At 56.4% G+C, this 20,070-nt stretch carries 24 protein-coding genes and 3 tRNA genes; 7 read left to right on the top strand and 20 right to left on the bottom strand.

What is annotated here, in order from left to right:
• The first annotated feature begins 172 nt into the window (after nucleotides 1–172).
• Nucleotides 173–484 carry a hypothetical protein gene (locus DEVEQU_RS02385; RefSeq protein WP_126148975.1) on the top strand — a complete coding sequence of 104 codons (312 nt, stop codon included), beginning with the start codon at nucleotides 173–175 and terminating at the stop codon, nucleotides 482–484.
• On the opposite strand, the gene DEVEQU_RS02380 is transcribed toward DEVEQU_RS02385, so the two are convergent.
• Nucleotides 485–1,345: a hypothetical protein gene (locus tag DEVEQU_RS02380; protein ID WP_126148974.1), complete on the bottom strand. Its 861-nt coding sequence runs from the start codon at nucleotides 1,343–1,345 to the stop codon at nucleotides 485–487. It lies immediately after the preceding gene.
• 973 nt (nucleotides 1,346–2,318) lie between these two features.
• Nucleotides 2,319–2,391: transfer RNA gene (locus DEVEQU_RS19810), tRNA-Ser, on the bottom strand.
• A gap of 157 nt (nucleotides 2,392–2,548) precedes the next feature.
• Here DEVEQU_RS19810 and DEVEQU_RS02375 point away from each other — a divergent pair.
• On the top strand, nucleotides 2,549–3,805 hold the full coding sequence (locus DEVEQU_RS02375; RefSeq protein WP_126148973.1) for a tyrosine-type recombinase/integrase: 1,257 nt from the start codon (nucleotides 2,549–2,551) through the stop codon (nucleotides 3,803–3,805).
• Between the two features lie 161 nt (nucleotides 3,806–3,966).
• Here the strand turns inward: DEVEQU_RS02375 and DEVEQU_RS02370 are convergent, their stop codons facing one another.
• Nucleotides 3,967–4,497, bottom strand: coding sequence for a hypothetical protein (locus DEVEQU_RS02370; RefSeq protein ID WP_126148972.1), 531 nt, complete (start codon nucleotides 4,495–4,497; stop codon nucleotides 3,967–3,969).
• A 69-nt stretch (nucleotides 4,498–4,566) separates the two neighbouring features.
• On the opposite strand from DEVEQU_RS02370, the gene DEVEQU_RS02365 reads away from it, so the two are divergent.
• Nucleotides 4,567–4,788, top strand: a complete 222-nt coding sequence (locus tag DEVEQU_RS02365) for a hypothetical protein (protein WP_126148971.1) — start codon at nucleotides 4,567–4,569, stop codon at nucleotides 4,786–4,788.
• Nucleotides 4,789–4,925: 137 nt separating this feature from the next.
• Here DEVEQU_RS02365 and DEVEQU_RS02360 read toward each other — a convergent pair.
• The 5 genes from DEVEQU_RS02360 to DEVEQU_RS02340 form a co-directional block, all read right to left on the bottom strand.
• Nucleotides 4,926–5,000 (bottom strand) — tRNA-Gly (locus tag DEVEQU_RS02360).
• A gap of 207 nt (nucleotides 5,001–5,207) precedes the next feature.
• Nucleotides 5,208–6,560 carry a 5-methylcytosine restriction system specificity protein McrC gene (locus DEVEQU_RS02355; RefSeq protein ID WP_126148970.1) on the bottom strand — a complete coding sequence of 451 codons (1,353 nt, stop codon included), beginning with the start codon at nucleotides 6,558–6,560 and terminating at the stop codon, nucleotides 5,208–5,210.
• A complete protein-coding gene (locus DEVEQU_RS02350) occupies nucleotides 6,560–7,534 on the bottom strand; it encodes an McrB family protein (RefSeq protein WP_126148969.1) in 975 nt (324 codons plus the stop codon). The genes DEVEQU_RS02355 and DEVEQU_RS02350 overlap by 1 nt, the downstream gene beginning before the upstream one ends.
• A gap of 2 nt (nucleotides 7,535–7,536) precedes the next feature.
• Nucleotides 7,537–8,022, bottom strand: a complete 486-nt coding sequence (locus DEVEQU_RS02345) for a hypothetical protein (protein ID WP_223214074.1) — start codon at nucleotides 8,020–8,022, stop codon at nucleotides 7,537–7,539.
• 136 nt (nucleotides 8,023–8,158) lie between these two features.
• Complete coding sequence (locus DEVEQU_RS02340) at nucleotides 8,159–9,295, bottom strand: DNA-methyltransferase (protein WP_126148968.1); 1,137 nt, start codon at nucleotides 9,293–9,295, stop codon at nucleotides 8,159–8,161.
• A gap of 393 nt (nucleotides 9,296–9,688) precedes the next feature.
• Between DEVEQU_RS02340 and DEVEQU_RS02335 the strand changes: the two genes are divergently transcribed.
• Entirely contained in the window at nucleotides 9,689–10,345 is a 657-nt protein-coding gene (locus DEVEQU_RS02335; RefSeq protein WP_126148967.1) for a recombinase family protein, read from the top strand.
• Between the two features lie 194 nt (nucleotides 10,346–10,539).
• A complete protein-coding gene (locus DEVEQU_RS02330; RefSeq protein WP_126148966.1) occupies nucleotides 10,540–11,154 on the top strand; it encodes a hypothetical protein in 615 nt (204 codons plus the stop codon).
• A 261-nt stretch (nucleotides 11,155–11,415) separates the two neighbouring features.
• Here DEVEQU_RS02330 and DEVEQU_RS02325 read toward each other — a convergent pair whose 3' ends face one another.
• The 3 genes from DEVEQU_RS02325 to DEVEQU_RS02315 are packed head-to-tail and all read right to left on the bottom strand — an operon-like array spanning nucleotide 11,416 to nucleotide 13,251.
• Nucleotides 11,416–11,973, bottom strand: coding sequence for a superinfection immunity protein (locus DEVEQU_RS02325; RefSeq protein WP_164550205.1), 558 nt, complete (start codon nucleotides 11,971–11,973; stop codon nucleotides 11,416–11,418).
• Nucleotides 11,974–11,995: 22 nt separating this feature from the next.
• The gene (locus DEVEQU_RS02320) at nucleotides 11,996–12,628 is read right to left on the bottom strand and encodes a hypothetical protein (RefSeq protein ID WP_126148964.1); all 633 of its coding nucleotides are present in this window, start codon (nucleotides 12,626–12,628) and stop codon (nucleotides 11,996–11,998) included.
• A 17-nt stretch (nucleotides 12,629–12,645) separates the two neighbouring features.
• Nucleotides 12,646–13,251 (bottom strand): DUF805 domain-containing protein, encoded by a 606-nt coding sequence (locus tag DEVEQU_RS02315; RefSeq protein WP_206437774.1) that lies wholly within the window; start codon nucleotides 13,249–13,251, stop codon nucleotides 12,646–12,648.
• 141 nt (nucleotides 13,252–13,392) lie between these two features.
• Here DEVEQU_RS02315 and DEVEQU_RS02310 point away from each other — a divergent pair, with 141 nt between their 5' ends.
• Nucleotides 13,393–13,659, top strand: a complete 267-nt coding sequence (locus DEVEQU_RS02310) for a helix-turn-helix domain-containing protein (protein ID WP_126148962.1) — start codon at nucleotides 13,393–13,395, stop codon at nucleotides 13,657–13,659.
• 24 nt (nucleotides 13,660–13,683) lie between these two features.
• On the opposite strand, the gene DEVEQU_RS02305 is transcribed toward DEVEQU_RS02310, so the two are convergent.
• The 6 genes from DEVEQU_RS02305 to DEVEQU_RS02280 form a co-directional block, all read right to left on the bottom strand.
• On the bottom strand, nucleotides 13,684–14,031 hold the full coding sequence (locus DEVEQU_RS02305) for a DUF3768 domain-containing protein (RefSeq protein WP_126148961.1): 348 nt from the start codon (nucleotides 14,029–14,031) through the stop codon (nucleotides 13,684–13,686).
• Between the two features lie 31 nt (nucleotides 14,032–14,062).
• Nucleotides 14,063–14,686, bottom strand: a complete 624-nt coding sequence (locus DEVEQU_RS02300; RefSeq protein ID WP_126148960.1) for a hypothetical protein — start codon at nucleotides 14,684–14,686, stop codon at nucleotides 14,063–14,065.
• A 113-nt stretch (nucleotides 14,687–14,799) separates the two neighbouring features.
• Nucleotides 14,800–15,657, bottom strand: coding sequence for a hypothetical protein (locus DEVEQU_RS02295; protein ID WP_126148959.1), 858 nt, complete (start codon nucleotides 15,655–15,657; stop codon nucleotides 14,800–14,802).
• Nucleotides 15,658–15,745: 88 nt separating this feature from the next.
• Complete coding sequence (locus tag DEVEQU_RS02290) at nucleotides 15,746–16,579, bottom strand: hypothetical protein (protein ID WP_126148958.1); 834 nt, start codon at nucleotides 16,577–16,579, stop codon at nucleotides 15,746–15,748.
• Nucleotides 16,566–16,727 carry a helix-turn-helix domain-containing protein gene (locus tag DEVEQU_RS20295; RefSeq protein WP_206437773.1) on the bottom strand — a complete coding sequence of 54 codons (162 nt, stop codon included), beginning with the start codon at nucleotides 16,725–16,727 and terminating at the stop codon, nucleotides 16,566–16,568. Before DEVEQU_RS20295 ends, DEVEQU_RS02290 begins: the two co-directional genes overlap by 14 nt.
• 405 nt (nucleotides 16,728–17,132) lie before the next feature.
• Nucleotides 17,133–17,209: transfer RNA gene (locus DEVEQU_RS02280), tRNA-Arg, on the bottom strand.
• A 243-nt stretch (nucleotides 17,210–17,452) separates the two neighbouring features.
• Between DEVEQU_RS02280 and DEVEQU_RS02275 the strand changes: the two genes are divergently transcribed.
• Entirely contained in the window at nucleotides 17,453–18,055 is a 603-nt protein-coding gene (locus tag DEVEQU_RS02275; RefSeq protein WP_126148957.1) for a DNA-3-methyladenine glycosylase I, read from the top strand.
• Nucleotides 18,056–18,248: 193 nt separating this feature from the next.
• Here the strand turns inward: DEVEQU_RS02275 and DEVEQU_RS02270 are convergent, their stop codons facing one another.
• The 3 genes from DEVEQU_RS02270 to DEVEQU_RS02260 are packed head-to-tail and all read right to left on the bottom strand — an operon-like array spanning nucleotide 18,249 to nucleotide 19,989.
• The gene (locus DEVEQU_RS02270; protein WP_126148956.1) at nucleotides 18,249–18,491 is read right to left on the bottom strand and encodes a hypothetical protein; all 243 of its coding nucleotides are present in this window, start codon (nucleotides 18,489–18,491) and stop codon (nucleotides 18,249–18,251) included.
• Nucleotides 18,488–19,357 carry a CPBP family intramembrane glutamic endopeptidase gene (locus DEVEQU_RS02265; RefSeq protein WP_126148955.1) on the bottom strand — a complete coding sequence of 290 codons (870 nt, stop codon included), beginning with the start codon at nucleotides 19,355–19,357 and terminating at the stop codon, nucleotides 18,488–18,490. The genes DEVEQU_RS02270 and DEVEQU_RS02265 overlap by 4 nt, the downstream gene beginning before the upstream one ends.
• An 8-nt stretch (nucleotides 19,358–19,365) precedes the next feature.
• Nucleotides 19,366–19,989, bottom strand: a complete 624-nt coding sequence (locus DEVEQU_RS02260) for a TetR/AcrR family transcriptional regulator (protein WP_164550204.1) — start codon at nucleotides 19,987–19,989, stop codon at nucleotides 19,366–19,368.
• Nucleotides 19,990–20,070: the final 81 nt, after the last annotated feature.

Raw genomic sequence — 20,070 nt, 5'->3', positions numbered from 1 at the left:
CATTGTAGCGTCCATGGAGAAACTCCCGCACTGACATCAATCAGTGCGCAATCTCATGGCTCACAAACGGGAGGAAGGTGGGGGTAAGACACCGCTTACCGCCGATTTTGGGTAGAAGGCTCAAAAGAGAAATTGATGGCATTCAGGCCGACATTGGTTGGAGTATCGCCTGATGGCAGATCAATTGGAGTTTGAATCTGTGGGCGAAGCGCTGCAATTCGTCCTGGACCAAAATGCCGAGCTGCGAGCGCGATTGGATGCGCAAATGGTCGCTTCACTGGCTTTGATCAAAACGCTTTCCCAGCTGTCCTTAAAAGTTAGCCAAGCTGATCTTCTTGAGATGGCCTTGGAGGTCGCTGCTTCGACGGTGAAGAAACTGCCACCCCATCCCTCTGCCATTGCAGAACTGGAACGATACTGCAGCGAGGTCAAAGGTATCCGTAAGGTTAAGTTCGGGATTATCGACAGGGGAAGAGTTGAGTAGCTACTTATCAACACTCTGTGGATCAGTGACCATTACCGCAATGAACCGGATAGGCGCGTCAGGGTTCCTCAGGTCAGGGGAAAGCTCTCTAAACCCAATGGCCGTTGTCATTGGACGTGCATTGATGGCGTGGATAAGCATCTCCTCCGCGAACGACAAAAGATTATCCAAAGCTACGTCTAGGTCGCGGTACAGGTCTGTCTTGGGCAGAGTGTCGTCGTTCCGAACTCGATACCAAGCAGGCGGGATATATAAGCCTCGGCTTGGGCCTTGAGCGAAGTCCTCGATTTTCAGCACTCCGGAGTTACCGCCCGGATGCTCGACTGCGTTACGCTTTTTTACTAGCTCGGAGATCCAGTTTGCATCCCCGGAGAGGGATGTGGTGAGGTGATGATTTAATCCAAATGTCTTCTCCGCCCATTTTTGGGCAGCACTTTTCTCCCCTCTAGAGTTCCAAAAAACGGCCGCCTCTTCGCTTAAGCGTGCGTTCTCAAACAGTACGTTCATTGTTATCGCGACGTCCCGAAGGAAAAGCTTGATCGCGAAGAGCAGGCCTTCGACCTCGGCCTGAAGGTTCATAATCGCGGGAACTGTATACTCCCCGCGCGCCAGGACTTCGTTCGTTTCTTTGAGAGCTTCGGCGCGGGAAGCTATCAGCCGTGCATGGTATTCATGGCATTGCAGAAGCCGGCGCTGAAGCTCCAAGTAGCGACCGAATATCTCCTCTTTTGTCGCTTTATCAACGTCTAGCCACTGCGCCAACTCAATAGTCTGAAGCGCAAGACGCGCCACGATCGGATTGTCCACTCCGTGATTGGAGACCTTTTGCACAATGAAAGGTGGAATGCCTCTTTCTGCCACTTCGTCTCCCTACCCTACTGCCCGTCGGCACCTGACTTGGGTCGTGAATTGCGATAGTCGAGCAAGGTGCCCGGATCTTCACGAAATCCTTGAATCGCGGCTAGACGGCTTCCGACGTGCAAGATCTCGCCCGTCCAATTGCTGAATGCCAGGAGAAAACCTTCATTAGCGGTATAAACTTCACCAGGCATAAGCTTTGCCGCGGGCGGCGGCGGCGTGGCCGCAGGGGCGTATACTTGGACAACATCAGCTGCGACGGATGGACCAAGCAGACCTAACCTATCGATGTTCGCTTGATAGATAGGAACTGCGAAACGAGGTGGGGTGAAGGGTGCGTCCGCATTCTTGTAATCTCGATCCAGTGAAAGGCGTTTCCAGACGACATTTTGCGCTCGGAGTATAGTTTGTTGTTGGTGGACTGCGCTCAAGAGAGCGATGAGCTCTCCATGCAAAGAGGCCGCTAATACCCTATGCTGATAGGTGCGTTCTGCGGCTACTTTCTGCTGATCTAATCTATAGCTGTGCTCCCGGGCCTGTAGTTCGATCTCTGCGCGGTGTGTTTGTCCCTCAACCAGATTTTTGAAACCTAGGTTTGCCTGCCACGCGACGACGCCAAACCCAGGAATTCCAACCACTATCGTGGCTAGAGGCGCAGAGATCGAGCTGGCTAATGCAGAGATGGACCCTGCCGTTCAAGGCCAGAAGCGCCGCATTTAACGTTAGCATCGCCAAGTGAAAGAGCAGCCGCACCCACTCACTGAAACGCGGTGAGGTGCTGCTAGGGGCTCTACCGGTGACAAGCCGCCAAAGGTGCGATCGCATAGCGGCAAGCTCTCAGAATGGCCCACGGGAGTCGAGTGCCATTTACCTCGAACTTAACAGATTGAGGCGATCGCCAGACGACGTTCGGGAGCTTTTGGTGAGTTGATCTACAAAGCAAATCATCAACGAAGTGCTAACTTATTGATTTTGTTGGCGCACCCGGCGAGATTCGAACTCACGACCTCTGCCTTCGGAGGGCAACTTCGCGTAAATTTCCCGCTTGCACCCGGCCTGCGACTTTACATTCCCAACAATCACCTAAACGCCTGCTAATATAGGCATTATTATGATATTTACGGGCGAAATTTTTCCCGAAAATTCCTTGTGAGTGACCCGGTGCTCCCGCTACGGTGATTGCGCGGTGCTTACTCGAGGTCTGATATGACGCCTAGTCGAATAACGAAATCTGAGGTCGATAAGGCGCAGCCAAGAGCGGCCGACTACATCCTTTGGGACACGGCCCTGAAGGGCTTTGGACTAAAGGTCACCAAGGCCGGAACCAAGACGTACGTTGCTCAGTACAGGACAGCTGGCGGCCGCTCAGGGACAACGAAACGAGTGACGATTGGCAAGCACGGGTCCCCGTGGACCGCTGAAACCGCCAGAGATGAGGCGAAGAGTATCCTAGGGCTTGTTGCCACTGGCTCAGACCCTGCCTCCGACAAGCGAGCAATCCGCGACATGCCAACGGTGAGCGCTCTTTGCGACGCCTATCTAGTCGACGGCGTCGGACTAAAAAAGCAGAGTACCATTGACACCGACAAAGGACGTATCGAGCGGCATATCAAACCTCTGCTTGGAAAGAAGAAAGTCAGCGAGGTTACCGCAGTGGACATTCGCAAATTCTTGAAGAGCGTTGCAGATGGTGAGACTGCGGGGGTCACCAAGACCAAAGCTCGAGGGAAGGCCATCGTAAAGGGCGGACGCGGGACTGCCACGCGCACGGTGGGTCTCCTCGGGGGGATATTCACCTTTGCTATTGGGCAAGGCCTGATCAGCGACAATCCTGTGCGAGGCGTTGAGCGCTATCCTGACCGCAAAAATGAGCGCTTTTTGACTTTAGAGGAGATCGCTGCTCTGGGAGTGACGTTAGATCGTGCAGAGGCCGAGGGAGTGAATAAAACGGCACTCGCGATAATTCGCCTACTGCTTCTCACAGGTGCTCGCCGCGGGGAGATAGAAAAGCTACGGTGGAGCGAGGTCGATTTGCCCGGAAGACGCTTGAAGCTGCTAGACTCAAAAACTGGACAAAAAAACATACCTTTGAGCTCGGTCGCCGTGGATTATCTCACCAGAAGGAAGCTCTCTGTTGAACCCGCAGCTACCTTTGTCTTTCCAGCCTCCTCAGGGGGTAGCTACTTTACTGGGACGCCGCGCATTTGGTCCGTACTTCGAATGTCCGCAGGAATGCCAGATCTGCGAATTCACGATCTCAGGCATTCATTCGCAAGTGTTGGAGCGGCACATGGCACGCCGTTGTTAGTTTTAGGTGAAATATTGGGGCACTCTGACCACAGTACCACACAGCGTTACGCTCACGTGGCCGAAAATCCTGCCAACGCGGCCGCTGATCTGATTGGCAATCTCATTCATTCCGCGCTGACAAGAAAACCTGCTGTGACTGACAATGGCAGGTAAGCTCAAGCCGACGACTCTCGTGGCGGGGACGGTGCCGTTGTGCAAGAAGGAGCTTATTGCAATGCAGCGGGCGCAGGCAATGAATATGGCCGATGAGATGCCATGGGTGGGAAAGAGGAAGGGTGGAAGAAGTTTTGGTAGTGAACTGAAAGATCGCGGCCTCAAATGCTCCCACTGATAGCTTTTGCCAGAGCGCTACCCACTACTGGAGTGAGCTTCAGTAGCCCGCGTATCGCGCTATGCATTTGCAAGTAGTCGTAGAGACCGTCGATTTGATGTTGTCGAGATCTCGTCGTGCGCGTCTCAACGTAACCGGCTATTCTATTAATTAGGTCGGCGCGCTCCCGCTCATCATCAGGAAAAGTAACGCACTTCTGGCACTCGTCATCGCGAAAGCTGTCAAAGACGAGGCAAGGAAGGCTGCTTGTCGGCAGACCGTAGAGATGACGCAATTCTTCGGACACTTCGGAGCTGAAGTTCTCACTCACGATTCGACCTTTTGCTCCCCTAATCGGGTCCTTAGTGGGCACAACCAAGTGCCACTTGTGACCGCTACGGCGATGTATCTCATCCCAGCTATGGCACATCCATTCCACCGTTGAGGCATACATCGTGCTCGACAACAGCACCACAACAACGCGGCGGCTCTGCTCCAAGCTTTCTAGGTCTTTGAGGTCATTTACGCCGAACATGACTGCTCCTTAGCTCATACGGAAGTGTTGGCCGCATCGGGGCTTCTCGACCCACCCCTACCATGCGCAATGACGAAGCTGGCCCTTATCGCCGGTACCGTACCTCAAGCCATTGTGAGCATCAGTTTCGCTGATGTTGGCAACTTTGGGATTAAGCGCCAGCATCCGATGTGCGGCGATGCGGTGTGCACTTGCACCAAGGCTATCCTCGATAGCGACTGCAAGCCGGGTCTTCCCGCCACCATTGGCACCGAGAAAGTACAAAGACGTCCCCACATCAACGGAAACTGATGCTCGCCGCTCGGCGTCGGTACGAGAAAGGTGAATGTGGTCATGGAAACTATCTCGCCGGTGAGAGTAGCGCAGGCAAAAAGCAAAGGGCCCACCAATGGCGAGCCCTTTAAGCTTTTGTTTCTCTTGCGAGAATTTGGAGCGGGCGAAGGGATTCGAACCCTCGACCCTAACCTTGGCAAGGTTATGCTCTACCCCTGAGCTACACCCGCGCTCCCCGTCGTTGCACTCTCGAATGCGCTGACGAAGGGGTATATGCCCAATCACCAGATGGAAAGCAACCCGGTTTCCGACCCGTCTCTGTGGGAAACGGATGATAAACTAATTTTGAGGAAGGGCACCTGGATAATTGAGTGTCACGCTCCGCCAGTCAACACGACTGAAAGCTTAGAACCTGTTTATCAATGAATGCTACCCGTTCATGGAAGCAGAGAGCGCACCGCATCCACAAACTTCAACTCTTCTTCGACAACGTTGGACGTGTCGAGATTCATCATTCCATTGTAAACTTTATAAGATCCGACTTGCCCACACAGTTCCACTGAATTTCGGCCATTGGGTCTTCCAGCATGAAGTAGCATCACCTGACTTGCTTCATATTTTGCGCCATACAGAACTACCTGATTGACGTCGCTGCGCTCTGGTATCTTTGGAGCATCTTTGTACTTCACGTCGATAACCAGTGCCGTCCTACCGTCGACTTCTATGACGATATCTGGCGTAACTTCTGGGTTAACGAAAGGTACAGCAATAGGGTCGAACAGCAGCCTTCTGGCCCCTCCGTCGCCACCCTTGTTTCCATCCTTTACTTGAACGCGGGCACCTTCGCGTAAGCCATCTGCCAGCACACGCCGTACGTAGTCCTCAAAAACAACAGCCATGTTGATAAGGATGGTTGGCAAAATTGCAACGCCACCGGTATTCCGGATAGATAGGCCGACGTCGTAGATGATCAACTGAGCCACCATTAGAGCATCGCCGTAACGCTCATGACCGGACGGCAGTCTGTCTACATATCTAGCGATAGCCTTGGGATTAGCCTCCGATGCTGTGAGAGGCCCTACGTCTCCAAGCCTTTCGAGAGCTCTTCGAAGCCTCTGGGTGCGTTTCCGTTGGCTATCTTCTGCAATGGTGACGTATCGTGCCAGGAGCTTTTCCAGGCTGTGCTTGATAGCACGGTTCGGGCCAAAGTCCGACGACCGATGAAACGCAGACGACACGGCTACAGGGCGACCTGCTCGCGCTGACCGTAGCCCAGTCTGAAAAGGCATAACGCGTCCTACAGGGGACTGACCTGCACGCTTGACCCGTTCGTAGGTCTTTAGCAATCCATTGTCCCAAATATGGTCGAAGGAGTCGAGAAGTTGGTCCGCAAGCATATCAAAAAGCGCCGCGGGACGTTCGTCGGTTTGCCCAAAGGGACGAGTGTATTGGCGCAAGATCTCGGGCGAATAACCAGCAGCCATGCCGACCATGCGTTCGAGGTTGCTAACTGGCACACGAGTGCCGACTTCCAGAGCGTATCGGTCATTCAGCGGGATATACCCGACCCAGCCGGCGCATTGGATAGCAGGGTGGTTTTTCTGGTAGGTGGGCCGGAATAATCGAAGAACATCGTCATAGACGTCAAGGGACCCGTCCGAGTTTATCATGTCCGATGGGAGGTATATAGTTTGTTGCTCAACGGCATTGATCCGCTGCCGGACGATCCTATCCGATGGGGCAAAGCCCAGCGAAGTAACCACCTCACCAAGTGCTACTAAGTTGACCATCAGCCGGGACGTTGTGCATCGCCAATCAAATCGGTGTCAGTTGGATCCGCTGGCTGGGTGGCTGGCCCGGGCGAGGTTGGGAAGGCCTTCAACCACATGCGGGTGATCTCAAGAAGCATAGATTTGTCGAGGCGGCATGCTTTCTTGAAAAATGGCAGCAATCGAAAATTCCATGCGCGACGGGAACTTTCCTCATCTACGCAATTGTTGAAGTAAGCGTGGCCTAGCCTGACCAGCTCGTTATCGAGTTTCTGCACACCCTCGAAGAACTCTGATAGCCGACCGATCAAAGCATTATCGACGCCTCTTCTAGTCAGGATTTGGCGAAGCGCATCTACGCTCGGAGGAACGTCAATCTGTGCGAAGCGGCGTTCTAGAGCGACGTCTAGTTCGTCTACGCCCTTATCCCATGGGTTCATTGTGGCCAGAATAACAAGATTTCTTGGCACCGTCAGCTTGCTGCCAGAAGCTAGCGTGAACTCAAGGTCACGCTTGTCAACCTCCATGTAGGTGAGGGCCTCTCCGAACACACGAGCGACGTCACACCGGCTTATCTCGTCAATCAACAGAACATGGGTCGTACCGGGCAACTCCGCAGCATCCTCACACAGAAGCGGAAAGGTCTTCTTCTGAAGTTCGAAACCACCTCCGTCTTTTGGGGCGAAACCCTCCATAAAGTCCTCATACTGGTAGGATGTATGGAACTGGACGATTTTGATAGCAGCAGGGTCCCCAGCGATTTCCATAGCGATACGCTTGGCATACCAGCTCTTTCCCGTTCCCGGAGGGCCAGAAAGAATTACACCAGCAAACTGCATCGCGAGCGCAGCACGCACCTCGGCCAAAATAGTATCGTTGTCGGGAAGGTACTCCTCAACTTGTGCGTCGAACGGTGACGCCTCAGGTTGGGGTGTCACTATGCCCATGTCACCAAGCGACAAAGGACGTACTCGATGGGTGGAAATTCGGGCCATGCCTACGCTTCCTTACCATCGACGGGTTCAAGGTCATTGTCACTATACTCTGTCATATCATCGGCAAATATCGTGCTGAACACCGCTTGCTCGAAAGGGAGTCTTTGATCGAGGCCGAATTCTTCGCGGAAAAGTGTTACGCAACTGCCGACATCAGGTTTTTCCAGTTCAAAGCCGTAGTCCCTGTACAGAAAGGCGACCAGCGAAACGACAGGGATCTTGACGTTCTTGAGAAGGCGATCAAGTACTAGTGAAGGATGCTCGGGCCTAAGGGAGTACGTCACATCTCTGTTTTCCCCTTTAACCTCGATGACGTCGATCAGCTTCCCACGCGCTCGAAGTGAGCTCGGGGCATAGGAACCCGCGACATTTACGTTGAATGTCTCCAAGCCATGCCCACGGGACTTAAAGGGTCTGACATAGGGTGCCCTATGAGATGCCCCAAGGACGCGCAGATATCGCTCATGAAAATGCGTGATATCTGCCATAGTAACATCGTGTCCTGGGCGAACTGCCCCCAAGATTGCGAGATACCCGGAAAAATGCTCGTGTATTGGCTGCGATTCGAGCCGCTTGATCGCTCTTAGTACGGCACTCTTGGTGAAAACGTAAGTCTTGAGATCTCTATTTTCTTCCACCACTGGATGCAGACCTTCTCGAATCTGGCTTCTTCTCAGCCAGATCTACACCAATGGCGCTGCGTCCAACATCCCTAGCAGCACGAAGTGTGGTACCCGTGCCCATAAACGGGTCGAGGACGATCCCGGGCCGGAATGGGCCGTCGCATCCGCAATCAGTCCAGCCTACGGACTTGCGCTTAGCGAACGTGAATTCCCGAAAGTATCCTCCTAGTGCGGTTTTAGCTTCCGCGGCTAGCGCCTTCACGGAAGCTGAGTTCCTTCCCGTTCCGGTTTGGACCCTGAGCGCCTTGCCTGCGTCGGAAATGCCGGTGGCCTGTATGGCAGCGATATGCGCATCGGTGAGGCCATGCAGTCTCGCCAACTCTAGTGCGCGCCTCGCCTGCGGCCTAGTCTCGTCCAATTCGCCGGTGCGCTCCACGATCCGCCGCCGTGGCTTCCCACAGCACTCACACACCTGTTCTGGGCATGCTAGCGTGATAATTCGGTCGACCAGTTCAAGGGGGTATGGTGCTAGGTGCGCGCTGGTATCCCGTTTGAGACCGATCTGCCAAACATCACTAGGACCGGTGCCGTTGCCATATTTTTCTGAGTAACCGTACTGATCGTAGTAGTAGTCCCTTCGCTGCATTGTGAAGTGAAGAATGTACTCGTGGCGCGATTTTAGCCGATCCTTCGCAGGATCAGGCATACCAGCTTCCTTGACCCAAATAATGCGGTTCCGAACGGTCCATCCATGCGCCACCGCCGCCAACTCTAGGCGGCCGGGCGTGTTGGCAAGAGAACCCTTATGATAGGTGTCGCCGATATTGATGAAAACCGAACCCCACTTTGGCAGTACGGTCTTCCAGTTCTCCATGCAATCGACCAAGCTGCCAACAAAACCCTCGGCCGTTGCTTCCTGGCCGATCTGGCCCTCGACGCCATAGTCGCGCTTTAGCCAGTAGGGAGGCGAAGTGATAACCATATCCGCATCGCCTGCTTTCAGCGGCACATGGCGAGCATCGCCATAGACCTTCGTTATGAAGGGGGCACTAGAGCCACGCTCCTGAGCGCTAGCCTCCTGCGCGTCATCAAGAGGGTGTTCTTGGCTCGTCTCGGACGTGGCGACAAGAAGGTTCATTGGGACCCCAGTAGTTACACCGCAAAAAACACCGGCAGGACAGAGGTGTCTTGCCATTCGCTTCTGGTTAATCGCGCTCGCATAGTCCACAGGTCTCACTGATAAACCAGTGGATACGTCGACATCAGAACGTATAGCGAACATTTAATCGCGTAACTCGACATTTGCAACGTGCACCGAGGATCTCGCCACGATCTCCGGCCTTTGTGCGCCACTCACGAAATCCAAACCAATGCGTGAAAAGGGTGGGCTGTGCTGCGGGCGCATAACATTGGGTTCGCTAAAGTACACCCTTGGCGAACCGACCAGCAATTGGTTCGAAAATGCTCTTTATCCATTCAAATCGAACCGATACTCATCGAACTAGTCAAATCGAACCGATGGGTATTCGGCATGTTGGTAAGGGCTTACCTGCGCGCATCAACCAAGGAGCAGGATGCGGGACGCGCCAAAGCTGACCTCGTAGATTTCTGCCAAGCCCGCGCGCTGACCATCGCGGCCACCTACGAGGAAAACGAAAGCGGCGCATCACTTCACCGCCCGCAGCTCTTTCGGCTCCTAGAAGACAGCCACCCCGGCGACGTGCTGCTGATCGAGCAGGTGGATCGGTTGAGCCGCCTGTCCGAACAAGACTGGGACAAGCTCAAGGCACTAATCAAAGAGAAGGGTGTGAGGGTCGTGGCGCTCGACTTACCCACTTCGCACATGATGATGAAGAGCGATGACGCTTTCACCAGCCGTATGTTCGACGCGATCAACTCGATGTTGCTGGACATGTTGGCCGCGATAGCGCGGAAGGACTACGATGACCGGCGTAGGCGGCAGGCGCAGGGCATTGCAAAGGCCAAGGCTGAAGGTCGGATGAAGGGTCGACCAGAGGACGCCAAGCGAAACGAGGCCATCACCTTGATGCTCCGCAGTGGGCAGAGTTGGAACACGATTGTCCAAGCCACGGGGGCCTCCAGGTCCACGCTCTCGCGGCTTTCACAACGCATGAAGGCGACGGATCTGGCACATGCAGACAACTGCATACCGGATTCTGGCGACTAAAATTTAGGTGATAGGATGTCTGTACTGGGGTGGGAAGGAGACAGGCAGCTCTTATGCCTCGTAGCTTGTGAGCAGACGATGGTCCGCGCACTTCAACACGCGCGCCGACGCCTAACTGGTCATGCAAACCTGATATCGCTGCGCATCCTGACTTGCTTCAATTATAGGGGACGTTTGAAACAAGATGATCTTCTATGATTGGTTTTTCCCCACTGAATCCCGGGGTAGAAGGAAAATCTATGTCAAAAAGGAGATTTTTGCTTGGGATTAGCGCGACCGTGCTTCTGGCGGCGACCGTCACAGCTACACTCGCCAAACCGCTCCGGCTGGCAGCACCTCAAATCTTGGGTCTGTCTTGCCTTGAGCGAACTTGCGTTGAAGATGCAGAGGATCTCCAACGGGCTCAGGACTTGGTGCGCGCCGCAGTCCGAGAGGTAGAAGTGTTAACGGGACAGACAGTACCTCCGCTTACGTTGGTTTTATGCAGCACTTCCGAATGTTATAAGAGCTTCGGCGGTGACCGCGAACGCGCGATTTCCTTTCCTTGGCTGGGAGCGGTGATTTCTGGTCCCGACTGGCAGGACTATATCATTCGCCACGAGCTCATCCATTGGCTGCAGTTTGACAGGTACGGGGCGGTGGAGACCATGTCACATCCAACGTGGTTTCGAGAGGGCATGGCGTATGCTCTTAGCGGCGCTCCCGATTGGGACATTCCCGAGCATTACCAGCCGATGATCTCCCGATATCGTGGCTGGCAGGAGCAAAGGAACCTTGACGGGCTTTGGACAACTCAACCTGAATTCTAGGGCGACATGGTGCGCCGTCTGCTTCCTCGTCCCAAGCTTCTGAAGCGGCCTGTCCGCAATCACACCAGTCTTGTCGGTGGCCAAGGATCAAAGCAACGTCCGCTTTCAGGCTGTTGCGAAGGCTCGTCCTGGGACCGCAATGGGGTCGATATCAACCGATATTGACGAAAACGCCCTCCACATGCTCGGCAACGCTCACCTTGCGCAAAATCAGCGTGTCACATCCTCGCAAGCTGCGTGAGAAAAAGGCGCCCATCCCCCTCAAGCACCTATTTCGGCCAATGCCCGCTGGCGCAGGGCGGCGTGCTCCTCCTCGGTGATGACGCCGGTCTCAAAGAGCTTCTTCAATCGTCCCAACCTCTCTGCAAGGGTGTCGACATCGGAGGCTTTGGATCGAGCAAGATCGGGCTCAATCCTTACTTTGGTAACGTCATCGGCGAAGATGTTCAGTCCGCTTTCACCGCCCCTGCTGCCATATGGCGTCTGGTGAACCGCATGCAGCGCCCATATCAACGCGCCGAACCAGCCGATGACGGTGCCGCCAAAAGCCAGACAAACAACCGCAATTGCCCACCTGTTGGGGTGATGGCGACGAAAAGCGATGTAGGCCGGTATGAAGAGAATGATTAGCCCGGCGACGAGCAGCACGATGGAAACGCCCATCACGGTCAGGAATTGCAGCGCTGGACCGCTATCGGGGTCAGCTTGGGCGAATGCAGTGGCTGTCGGAGCGAGGAAGAGTGGCAAAACGAACTTGCCGATCCGATTTCCCCGCTGCACGCGCGCGGCATTTAGTAGAGGCACCGATGGAAGACTCAATTCGACCGCTCCTGGTAACAGTTCAATTGAAACTTGGACCATTGCCAGCGGCGTTCATCATGACCACCAGGACGGCATAGCGGCCCTGATTGAATGTCTGCACCACCACACTCTCGTTCTTATTGGAAAAGCCTCGCCAACCTTCGGCATTGAAGCTGAAGCCGTCAGGGATCGGGTAGTTGTCGACAATGCCCTTGGCAAAGTCGTACGCAGCCATTCCGGTGGCATCAAAGAACTCGGGCTCGACGGCTATGGCTGCCGCCCTGTCCTCCACAAAAGACACTGCGTTGAACGGCAGCCTCATCTCGAGCCCCAAGACGATAGCGCCCATCAAAATGCCGGTAATTTCGTCTTGAGTGGTGGCGGATGGCGGGACGATCCAGCAAGGCTGCAGCGGCTGATCTGCGATTACCAACCCTCCCCCCAGCCCTCGAGGTAAGGCCGCGAAATCCTCATCCGTCGCACAGCGCCGTCCAATAGACCGAAGCACATCATTGACCTGCTCGCGGGTTTGGCCCAAGGCGATCCCGCGAAAAGGGGTGCCCTGGAAGCCGCTTGGCACAGTCGGCGGGATGAAGGGCACATATCCCTGACCGTGAGCTGGCGCTGAGATAGGCAAAACAGCAATTGTCATCATGGCAAGAAACGAACGCATGAGTACTCCCTCAAGCATCAGGTATATCGGGCGATGAGCTTGGTCTTGGCCGCCGCAAATTCCTCGTCGGTGAGTTCACCAAGCGTTCGCAACCCGGCCAGCCGTTCGAGCTGTGACACGAGGTCATTGTCCGAGGCAGGCGTGGCAGTCGGCGGCCTCGTTGAGGCAGGTGGCATAGGTGTGACAGGGTTGACCTTGGCGGTCGATGGCATTGGATGGGCAGCGGGCGCGACGGCGTAGGGATTTTGCGACATGGCCTGCCCAGCATCGCCAAAACTGTTCCAGCTCGCTCCTGGAGCATTGTTCGGCACGGGCGGCCCGTAGCGATTGGGCCCCGGCGTCGACGGGATCAGTGTGAAAACGATGAAGATCAGCTGTCCGAAAGGCACGCCGTTGACCAGATACCACCAGCCGGATCGATCCGTGTCATGCAAGCGTCGGATGGCGAAGGCGAGGAAGGGTAGGAAATGCACGACACCGACGATGACCGTCAGCCATCGCCGCGGCTGAAAGGGATTGTCGTTGAACATCTCGTCTAGGAACAGCGCCGCTAGAAGCATGATGACCACGACCAGGACGAACTGCCAAAACTGAGCCCGCGTTGCGCGACCCGTGAAGGTCACGAAGTTCCTCATCCCGTAAATGTAGGCGTTCACGTTTCCCCCTCGCTGCCATCGTGTCTTTCCATAAAGCGCACGGGCAAAACATAATTATGTCGAATATATTCGATGGTTTAACTAGCGGCAAGTTGGTCGCGTGCGTCAATGGACGGACGCGCGCGCATCGCATGGAATCTTCGGCGGCTTAGAGCTCTTTCTGGCATCACCCAAGAGGGTTTGGCCGGAGAGGCCGATGTTGATCGAACATACATCAGCGGCATCGAGAACCGCTCCTTCAATGCAACAGTCGACATCCTCGACCGGCTTGCTTCAGCCCTGAAAGTCGATGTTCAGGAACTGCTTACGGTGCCGCCTGCGAACGCCGACCAGCCGCCCAATCAACGCCCCGGACGCAAGCCCAATAGCCGTTAGTCGCACGACACGAGGATTAAGCGCTCAATACTCCTCAGCCAGCATGACGGTGATCACGCGAAACGTCTGATTGGCATCACCGGGGTCGGGGCTGCCGAACACGAAGTCAGTGTCGCAATAGTCGATCTTCCAGAGCACGTTGACGTCACCGACCGGCACGATTGCACAGTCGTGCTCCCCGTATGGGTCATTCCGCTCGTTGAAATCAGAGAACTCTGAAACCGCCCGCAACACGGCATTCCGCTGCTCCGGCGACAGGCCCAGCAAGCCGCTCGAAACGAACCACCTGCCGCCTGTGCCACCCTGCCGAAGCTGGTCATTCAGGGTTCGGATCGCGGCAACCTGGAGTGCGTTTTCCCCGCACATGGTCATAGCGGGGTGCCTCGACGGCACCTCACTCCCCTCAAACACTCTGCACCCGCGAAGGGCGCATCAGCGCAAGGCCAGCGAGGGGGCGCTCGAAATGTGGCTCCGCTGGGTAGTCCCGCCACCGGCAAACAAAGGCAGTGTTGCCCTTAGCCTTGAGGATCACGGTTTCGAACCAACCCTCTGATGCGTCGTCGGCAACTGCCAACACAAGGCAACCCGGCCCGACCTTCGACCAGTCCTGGGGCACCGTCACAGCGCTACCGTCGTTCGATGTACCATTCTCCGGTGGCGTAGGGGCGGCAGCACCATCGCCCTCGGCCTCTGCCCGTACGACACGCAGCGGCCTGACCTGCTCGACGAACGGCACATGAATGATCAGGTCTTCGAACAACGCCTGCTTGACGAAGGGCACAAATGCCTTGCCCGACCCGAATATCTTGCCGTGCGGCAGCCTGCCAGCCAGCGAAACAACCTCGGGGGTGTCAACGGCCAAGGCCATCATGCCCATCGCTTTTGCGGCAGCCCGCGCTGCGTCGATCTCGTCAGCGCCGAACCATGAGGCGTGTGGCTTATTGCTGTCGTCACGGCCCAGCACGATCAGCGCGGGCTGGCTTTCGACATCGAGGGGCAGTTGGGCCTGCATAGCGACGACGGACATTTGTATCTCCTAAATGCAGAAGGCCGCCGGGGGTACCGGCGGCCTTCGATCACGGCATGTTGCCGCTAAGCCATTGTATCAGAGCGATAATATGGATCAATGTCGTTCATTTTCTATGCTTGTGGGCGGCGGCTGCGAAATGGGCGTAGGGCTTCACCGATGATCGCGTCTTTCACTGCGATCCCCGTGCCACCTGCGAACATCATTCGGTCGAGGAACTGGTTAGAAAGAATGCCTGCCATCAGGTCGAGTTCACCCGTGCGAAGGTCATTCTTGTGCTGAGCAAACTTACCAGTTGGCAATTTCAGCTCTTCACCAGTTTCAGGATCCCATGTCGTCGCCTTCTTTGGGTACGGCGCATAGCTGTGGAGCGGAAACTTCAGCGCATAGAGAAGTTGGCTCCCAACGTTAGGAGACGCCAATGAGCTTGCGAACGCACTGTCCCATCCCGGGATCAGCGACATGTGTCGCTGACTGATCACAGAGAGTGACGCTCTCAACTTCTTTTCTGAGGGGCCGCGCACGATGAGATGGGCGTGCGGATGAACCGATGGCACACCATGCGGCCAACGTGGGTAGTAGGAGAACTCCACGTAGCCGACGAAATCGAAGCCTTTGAGGGCCTTCTGGATGAACAGTTGAAGGTGCCTAGGGTCGAAACTGGCGCTGTGCGCCGGATCGACCACATGCCTCCCGATAGCGACTGTTACGAACTTATGTCCTGCTTTGCTGTCCGAGGCTTCCACCCATTCGACAACGTTTCGAAGGGCGATTTCGGCGAAGGCAATCCGAGCATGGATGTCGTCCGCTCGCAATTCAATCGCAGTATCACGGTTGTAGGGCGGAATACTCCTATTAAGCCTGTGTTTCCTTTCGCGATAGAGATTGCGCCTCGTCAGGATTTCAAGGTGTTTGATCCTGAACTCATCCACGTCACGAAGCATCGTTCGATTTTTTACATATTTTGCCATGATGAACCCCGGCGTCAGGGCACATACCGACAAACCTCAGATTGTCGAATATGGCCCTAAACTGCCCAGTTATTGCTGACGATATCGATTAATTGACGATTTTGGGGTCGGTTGGTGAGTGAGGTGTGCCATAAGCTACGGCCCGCCTCTCGCTATCGAGCTCTTCCAAAACGGAGGTAAAGCTGTCGAAGAGGGGATTCGCTCGCGCTCCATCGCGAAGCTCCCTCACCCGATGCGACAGCAGACTTCTCAATCCAGCTCTGAGGCGACCAGCCTGTTCTGCATCGATCCCTTCATAGTCATCGAGAAACGCCTGGATTACAGAAACCTCGAACTCACGAAAGGTCATCATCATCGCTGGTACCCAATCACCGGCAGCATTGCTGGGGAGTGATTTTTTGGTGGATTGGGCCGCGCTCGACGGGCTCCGACCTACTCGCGATCTCTGTGCTTGACGTTTCGATAGCTCTTTCAGTCCGCCTGCCTCTCGGACCCGTTGGGCAACATCCGCAGGATTCAAGTGTTGGTCGAACATGGATTGAAGGGCCAAAGTGTACTCACTGGCCCGCTTAAGCTCTTGCTTATCGCTGAATCCAACAGCCAGCCGCATGACGTAGTGCAAAGCTTCATGAGGTTTGCTCGGGTCCGGCGCTCGTCCCTTGAATTGAGCCCAATCCGGCAGCGAACACACATCCATTGCCCAAGTTTCAGGGTGTTCACGCAGGTAGTGGGCGACCGAATAAGCGGTGACTACGCTTTCCAGCAACTGCTTGCGTGCTCGCGAAAACGCCTTTTTCGCAATGTTGATACCCGCGAGCACACCGCCCGACGCCATTACCTCTTGAACATCCTGTGGTGCCGATATTGCTGCAGCCGGAGCCGCGGCGTTCCCCTTAACGGAACGAACTTTACTGCTTTGCATTTTGTGCCTCCGCAGTACTTTGTGCGGATGCGCGCTCGATGAAATCAAGCAAGTCGCTATGGCGATAGCGGATCTGGCCCATCTTCACGAACCTTGGCCCTCGGCCGGAGCTTCTCAAATTAGCGAGGGTTTTCGGGGACAGCCGCAAATAGCAGCGGCCTCTGCAGGCGTGAGCAGCGTCGAATGTTCTGGCATGTTGCTGTTGACTACCAACATGGCAACTCTCCTTTAAAGGAGAGCGTGTCGTGGAAAAAAACCTCGAACGACAGCGCCCTCAAGTTGAGGTGTGTCGAGCGAACCCAATACTGACCCGAGCTAAGAGAGATGGTGAGTCTCGTCTCGAATGTCAGTAGGACTGATTTTGCAGCCCTAGGTACGGACGTATCCGCAGTTAGTTCCTCTCTGCTCAGCAACACCAATCAGCCGAACAATCGCGAAGAGAAGGCCACAATTGTTGAGGGTCGTCAAGGACTTCGAGTCGACTGGTGATTACTCGGTGCTTATTTTCACCAAAAACCACAACTAAATCGCTGAGCTAAGTTACTGATTTTGTTGGCGCACCCGGCGAGATTCGAACTCACGACCTCTGCCTTCGGAGGGCAGCGCTCTATCCAGCTGAGCTACGGGTGCAGGCCGGAATCGGGAGTTGGCCCGATGGAGTGGGCGCAAACTAGTGCAAGGGCGGGGTTTCTGCAACCGGCGAAATCGCGCGGGTTTGCCACATTTCGGACACAAGCCTGACCGCGATGTGAACGAAATATGAGCGCCGGCGTCCCCGCATGGCAGAGAACTGCTGTCGGGGGAGCGCGATTGCTGCCACGGACTGGCAGGAGGTTGCGGCAAGAGGCGCCGAACGGATATGGCTTGGGGGCAGTGATGACGACGATAGACGGACCGGATGGACGACCGCGCTGCCGCTGGTGTGCCGGCGCGCCCGAATTTGTCCCCTATCACGACAGTGAATGGGGCTTTCCCGTCGACGACGACAGGCGCCTGTTCGAAAAGCTGAGCCTTGAGGCGTTCCAGTCCGGATTGAGCTGGCGCACCATCCTCAATAAGCGCGAAGCCTTCCGCGCCGGCTTCGCCAATTTCGACATTGACACCGTGGCCGGTTTCACCCCGCTCGACATCGACCGCCTCCTGGCCGATGCCGGCATCGTGCGGCACCGCGGCAAGATCGAGGCGGTGATCAATAATGCATGCCGGGCGCAGGAATTGATCGCCGAAACCGGCTCGCTGGCGGCCTATGTCTGGCGCTTCGAGAGCAAAGAGGCGGCGACGCCGCAGACGCGATCCACCTCTCCCGAATCCGAGGCCTTGTCGAAGGCGCTGAAGAAGCGCGGCTGGCGGTTCGTGGGACCGACCACGGTCTATGCCTTTATGCAGGCCATGGGGCTGATCAACGACCATGCCCAAGGCTGCGTGACGCGGGCCGAGGCGGCGCTGGCGCGGCAGCACTTCGTGGTACCACGCTGAAGTCTCGTGCTGTTGGGTTGGGGGGGCGACTGCCTGAAGTAACGACCAAGAGACAGTGGCGGCACAATTGGCCCTCGGATCAAGTCCGAGGGCGGCGCGGTGCGTGTGGAGGCAGCGCGGCGTCTGTGAAAGGCAGCGCTGTGGTTGTGGGGCGCCGCATGGTGCGGCGACGGTTGGCCAGTCCCGCAAAACCTCAGTCCTGGCGCGAGATGCGGATGCGTTTGCGGACGTTTTTTTCCTCGACATCGAGCCATTGCACGGCGCGGTCGGGATTGGTCTCATTGAGCAGGGCATCGATGTCGAGGCCCTGACGCTGAAGCTCCTGGAAGGCCGAGCCGGGCAGGAGGCCGGCGACGAATTGCAGCGGGCCGACGGGAATGCGCAGCTCTTCGACGCAAGCGCCTTCGACATATTTTTCGATCAGAATGGTGGTCATGATAGGGCCTTTCGGGGTTGAGCGGTACGGGCCGGGAGGTGGCCGAAGAAGAAGCTGGGGTCGCGGACCACGATCACCACGGTGAGCACCAGCAAGAGGCCGGTCTGGATGATCTTGCTGTCCGGATGGGTCTGGAACAGTTCGTTGAAGACATTGGCCGCGAGGTGGAAGGCGACCGCCACCCAGATATTGCGACCCGAGCGGTAGTAGAGCCAGTTCATCAGCAGCACGAAGGGAATGAGGCTGACGACGAAGTTGAGGGTGTGCAGCGGGCCGCTATCGGCCAGATTGGCTTGGTAATAGCCCTCGATGAAGCCGAGTGGCAGGTGCCAGAGCGCCCAATAGACGCCGAAGACAATCGAGGTCCAGAACAGGTTCATGCTGCGCCGCAGCGCATCGGTGCCATAGCCGTGCCAGCTGATTTCCTCGGCAATGGGCGCGAACAGCAGCGGCACCCAGCCCACCAGAATGCCGGCACTGAACGAGGCATGATTGGCGAGAAGGAACTGTTCGGGACTGTAGCCGAAGGCTAGCGAAATCAGTTGGGCGAGCAGAATGCTGCCGACCATGATAGCGGCACCCAGCAGCATGTTGCGCCAGGCAAGGCCCTTGACGCTGAGGCGCCGCCAGAGATCGTCGCGCAGCACCGGGTCGCGGCGGATCAGCAACCAGGAGACCAGCATGGGCAGGACCAGGCCCAGTCCGGCAAAAAGGCTGACCATGCTGAGGCTGAGCGTGCCGGGTTCGGGCTGGCGGCTGAACCAGGCGGCGATCAGCCAGGCGGTCCAGGGAAAGATGGTGGCGAGGGCAAAGAAGGTCCAGGGCCGGTTGAAGCGGTGGATGATGGCCTGTTCATTGGGCGGCATGGGTAAGACTATCCGAGAGTGGCAAGGCGGGTGAGCAGCGCGCCCTTGGGCGTGCCGAGCGCGCGCTCGATGATGAAGAGGGTGGCGCGCAGGCGCGCTGCGTGTTCCTCGGCGGTCCAGCCGAAGCGGCCGCCGCCAAGCAGGGCCGCCTGGCCGGCCAGGAGAAATTCGATGGTGGAGCGGCTGTCCTCGACCTCGAAGACGCCTTCGGCTCGGCCGGCATCGACGATTGCGGCCAGCACCGGGGCCAGCCGGCGCACCAGCGCCATATTGACCAGATCGTGCAGGGCGGTGTTTTCGGGGTGGTTGAGGGCTTCGACCAGATAGGTTTCGCCACGATCCACCTGCTGCATGGCCAGCACGGCGGCGGCAAAGCGATCAAGGCTCTTGCCCTGCTGCTGGCCAGCCGCGGCTGCGGCGACCGCCATGTGCTCCACCACGGTTTCGGCGAGGCGCGCCAGCAGGTCGTCCTTGGTCTTGAAATAGAGATAGAACGTGCCCTTGGCGATGCCGGCGCCCTGGACGATTTCGTCCACCGAAACGGCCCTCACGCCTTTCTCGCGGAACAGACGCGCGGCGCTGGCAAGGATTTCGCCGGCCCGCTCGGGGGGATTGGCGCGACGAGGTGACATAAGCGTTTCCATAAATGACTGACGGTCAGTCAGTTATTATGGGGCTATGGTGACGCTGTCAATGGGGGTGTGTTTTGGCGG

This window comes from Devosia equisanguinis, assembly GCF_900631955.1.
Taxonomy (GTDB): domain Bacteria; phylum Pseudomonadota; class Alphaproteobacteria; order Rhizobiales; family Devosiaceae; genus Devosia; species Devosia equisanguinis.
The sequence above is the reverse complement of the archived record's forward strand: the minus strand, read 5'-3'. Positions and strand labels throughout refer to the sequence as shown.